The following is a 3,884-nucleotide window of genomic DNA, read 5'->3' as shown; positions in this document are numbered from 1 at the left end:
TGTGCAGCGCGGCGTCCTCGGTGATCACAAGCTGACCGTCGCGCAGCACGGTCACCCGCTCGGCGACCTTGAGCACCTCATCGAGGAAGTGCGACACCAGGATGACGCTGGTGCCACCGGCGGCCAGCCGCCGGATCAGCCCGAGCAGGTTCTCCTTCTCGTGCTCGGTGAGCACCGCGGTCGGCTCGTCCATCGCCAGCACCTGCGCGTCGCGGGCCAGCGACCGCAGGATCTCGACCTGCTGCTGCGTCCCGATGGGGAGCAGGTCGACCCTGCGGTCCGGATCGACGTCGAAGCCGGTGAACTCCAGAAGCCGGTCGAACCGCTCGCGGTCCTCGCGTGCTCGCCGGAACCCCAGACGCTCCGACCAGCGGCCGAGGAACACGTTCTCCAGCACCGTCAGGGCGGGCACCAGCGCGCCCTCCTGCGAGATGAGGCTGACGCCGTGCCGGATCGCGTCCCGCGGGTTATGGATCGCGGTGCGCTCTCCGTCAAAGGTGAGCGTGCCTTCATCCGCGCGGATGGCGCCGCCGAGGATCTTCAGCAGCGTGCTCTTGCCCGCGCCGTTCTCACCGACGAGGCTGTGGACCTCGCCGGGGGCGATGTCCAGATCCACATTCCGCAGAACCGAGACCCCGCTGTAGCTCTTGCCGACCCCGCGCAGCGAGATGGCCGGGGCTTTCGTGCTGGATCGTTGCATCCGTCCTCCGGGGGGTACCGATCCCCGGGCGGCACAGCCGCCACCCGGGACACGGGTTAGTCCGAGTAGTCCGCCGTCTTGCCCTGCAGCGTCTGCTTGGTGCCGAGCGAGTTGTAGTCCGTGAGCGTGCGCGCGTCGGTCGCCGTTGGAACGTTCTGCCCGCGGGCCTTGGCCAGCCCGAGTTCGGCCGCCTTGCTGCCTTCGGCCTTCTCGGGAATGACGTACACCCCGTACCAGTCGCCGGCCTGCACCGCCTTGAAGGCCTGGGTCGAACCGCCGTTGCCCACGAACTTGATCTTCTTGCCGGCGGCCAGCGGTGCCGCACCCTGGATGGCCTGCGACGAGCCGATCACCACGTCGACATCCGGGTGGGCCTGCAGCACGTTCTGGAACGCCGCGCGGCCGGAGTCCGCGGTGTACCCGCCCACGACGCTCGCGACCACATCCGCGCCGCCCTTCTTGAGGGCCCCCACGGCCGCGTTCGTCCGCGCGGTGTCCAGCGGGTAGTTCTCGAAGCCCTGGAGGAAGGCCACCTTGCACGGGGTGGCGCCGGCCTCCTTGCACGCCCCGAGGCCGAGCGTCGCCATGCCCTCCCCGTTGATCGTCGGTGCGTCGACGATGCTGATCGTGCCCGGGATCTGCGCCTCCGTCGTGTCATAGCGACCGCCGACCGGAGTGAACTCGATGACGACGGTGATCCCTGCGGCGACGGCCTGCTTGACCGCCGGAGCGATCGCGGTGCCGTCATTGGCCTGCACGATCGCGACGTCGTAGCGTTTGGAGGTGACGGCGTCCTGCAACTGGTTGACCTGCGTCGGTCCGTCGAAGTTGGGGTCGAGGAACGTCGCGGTGGCATTGTTCGACGCCGCGTACTCCTGGATGCCCGCCCAGGTCGCCTGGGCAAAGGAATTCGCCTTGGAGAAACCGAAGAAGCCGATACTGAGCTTCTTGTCCGCGGCGACGGACTTGCTCGCGCCGGCAGCCGAGCTGTCCGGCTTGCTGCACGACGTCATGCTCAACGTCAGGGCCGTGAGGGCGCAGGCCGCCCCCAAGAGTCGTAGCGGACGTGTCACGAAAGCTCCTCGGTTGTGGGTCGATCCGTTCTGTTGGAGATCACGGGCTCGTAGAGGCCGCCGATCACGGGCTCGCCGGGCTCGATGTCGAGCAGGGCGGTGAGTTCGCCCGAGATGGTGGCGCGCCACGGGTCGGCCACCCAGCGCCGGTAGGCGTCGGCGTCATCCCAGTCGGCGATGACCAGGTGGGTGCTGGGGCCGCCGTCGGTGCACCGTAGGAGGGTCGCCGCCCGGCAGCCGGGGAATCGCACGGAGCGGTCCAGAACCCCGCGCTCGCGGTACAGGTCTTCGATCTCCTGCTCTCGCCCGGCCTTCGCCCGAAGAGCGAGTACGCTCTGGATCACGCTTCCTCCCAGTATCTGCATCGTCGGGGTTCCGGAATGCTGACTGTGGGCCGCGCGACGACGATGTGCTACGAGCACACGCTCTGCCGGAGGGTCTGTGCATCGTCATCCGCCCGTCCCATTCCGGTAACAAAGCGCGGCCGGATCCACGGTTCGGCCGGTGCCGGGAGCGTCTTCAAGCGCGTCAGCTCATTCGCACGCACTTTGTTGCCTCATACCGGGCATAGTGTGACATTGTACTGATTCGGCTGCGCACCGTTACGTCGCCCTCCCGGTGGGCGACCCGTACCAGAACACGGCCGGCCGCCATTGCGACGAGATCACCAATCCGCTGGCTCCACCCCCGCCGACGACGGCGGTGTACGGCTGCCGAACTGGACTTTCTCACCGGGACGCACGGCCTCTGACCGACCGCGGCGGGACCGGCAGCACACCGACGGCGCCACTTCGGTGTACCGACAGCACATCGACGGCGTCTCGCGGCGTGACACCGTGCTGCCACTCGTTCGGAGGGCAGTTATCACATGACCAACACCAGCCGCCTCGCCATCGATGTCGGCGGCACCTTCACCGACGTCGTCGAACTGGTGCCGGAAACCGGCGAGCTGCGGTTCGACAAGGTCCCGACCACCCCGCAGTCACCGACGACCGGCGTGATGAACGCCTTCGGCGCGGCGACGGTGGGCGTCGGCGAGATCGCGACGTTCACGCACGGTACGACGCTTGGCCTGAACGCGCTGCTCACCCGGACCGGTGCCCGTACCGCGGTCATCGGCACCAAGGGCTTTCGCGACGTGTACCTGCTGGGGCGCACCGACCGGCGCAGCAACTACGACATCACCTATCGCAAACCCACGCCACTACTCGAGCGCTACGACACCTTCGAGGTGCTCGAGCGCAGCCTTTTCGACGGCTCGGTGCACCGGCCGCTGGACATCGAGGACGCCCGCCGGGTCGCCGCGGTCGTCGCCGAGCGCGGATACCAGTCGGTCGCCGTGGCGTTCCTGCACTCCTACGCCAACCCCGCGCACGAGCTGCGGATGCGGGAGGTGCTCGCCGAAATCGCTCCCGACGTCGCCGTCACGCTCTCACACGAGCTGTCACGCGAGTACCGCGAGTACGAGCGCACCAGCACCGCCGTGCTGGACGCCTATGTCAAGCCCATCGTGCGCCGCTACCTTCGCGCACTGGAGGACGACCTGGCGGCCGGCGGATTCTCCGGACGGTTCCTCATGACCCGCTCGGGCGGTGGTTCGATGACCGCCGCCACTGCGCGCGAACAGCCGGTGAGCCTGATCCTCTCCGGCCCGGCCGGCGGCGTCATCGGGGCCGCCGCGTTGTCCGAGCTCATCGCAGAGCCGAACCTCATCACCATCGACATGGGCGGCACCAGCCTGGACGCCTCGCTCATCCTCGACCACGAAGCCGTGCTGTACCAGGGCGCGGAGTTCGAGCAGTTGCCGATCAACACGCCATCGCTGTACATCCATACCATCGGGGCCGGCGGAGGCTCCATCGTCCATCTGGACGGAGCGGGTGCCCTGCAGGTGGGCCCGCAGAGCGCCGGCGCCGCGCCGGGCCCGGCGTCCTACGGGCGCGGCGGCACGATTCCCACCTTCACCGACGCCGCGCTGGCGATCGGCTATCTCGGGACGGAGACACCGCTCGGCGGCAAGCTGCGACTGGACCCGGAACTGGCCGCGAAGGCACTCGAACCGGTCGCGGCCGAGCTCCGGATGGCAGTGCCCGAGCTGGCTCGCGGCGTCG

Annotated in this window: 4 protein-coding genes; 1 reads left to right on the top strand and 3 read right to left on the bottom strand. The window is 68.7% G+C overall.

The window, feature by feature from the left end; genetic code table 11:
• From HKK72_RS37150 to HKK72_RS37140, 3 genes are all read right to left on the bottom strand, one after another.
• A partial coding sequence (locus HKK72_RS37150) for an ATP-binding cassette domain-containing protein (protein ID WP_187239077.1) occupies positions 1–700 on the bottom strand: 700 nt, incomplete at its 3' end.
• A 56-nt stretch (positions 701–756) separates the two neighbouring features.
• On the bottom strand, positions 757–1,773 hold the full coding sequence (locus tag HKK72_RS37145; protein ID WP_315987634.1) for a sugar ABC transporter substrate-binding protein: 1,017 nt from the start codon (positions 1,771–1,773) through the stop codon (positions 757–759).
• Entirely contained in the window at positions 1,770–2,117 is a 348-nt protein-coding gene (locus HKK72_RS37140) for an antibiotic biosynthesis monooxygenase family protein (protein ID WP_187239076.1), read from the bottom strand. The genes HKK72_RS37145 and HKK72_RS37140 overlap by 4 nt, the downstream gene beginning before the upstream one ends.
• Before the next feature lie 524 nt (positions 2,118–2,641).
• Between HKK72_RS37140 and HKK72_RS37135 the strand changes: the two genes are divergently transcribed.
• A partial coding sequence (locus HKK72_RS37135) for a hydantoinase/oxoprolinase family protein (RefSeq protein WP_187239075.1) occupies positions 2,642–3,884 on the top strand: 1,243 nt, incomplete at its 3' end.

The sequence above is a fragment of the Actinomadura sp. HBU206391 genome, assembly GCF_014323665.1.
In the GTDB taxonomy this organism is placed as follows: Bacteria; Actinomycetota; Actinomycetes; order Streptosporangiales; family Streptosporangiaceae; genus Actinomadura_C.
Note: the sequence above shows the minus strand (reverse complement) of the source record. Positions and strands in the feature narration are given on the sequence as shown.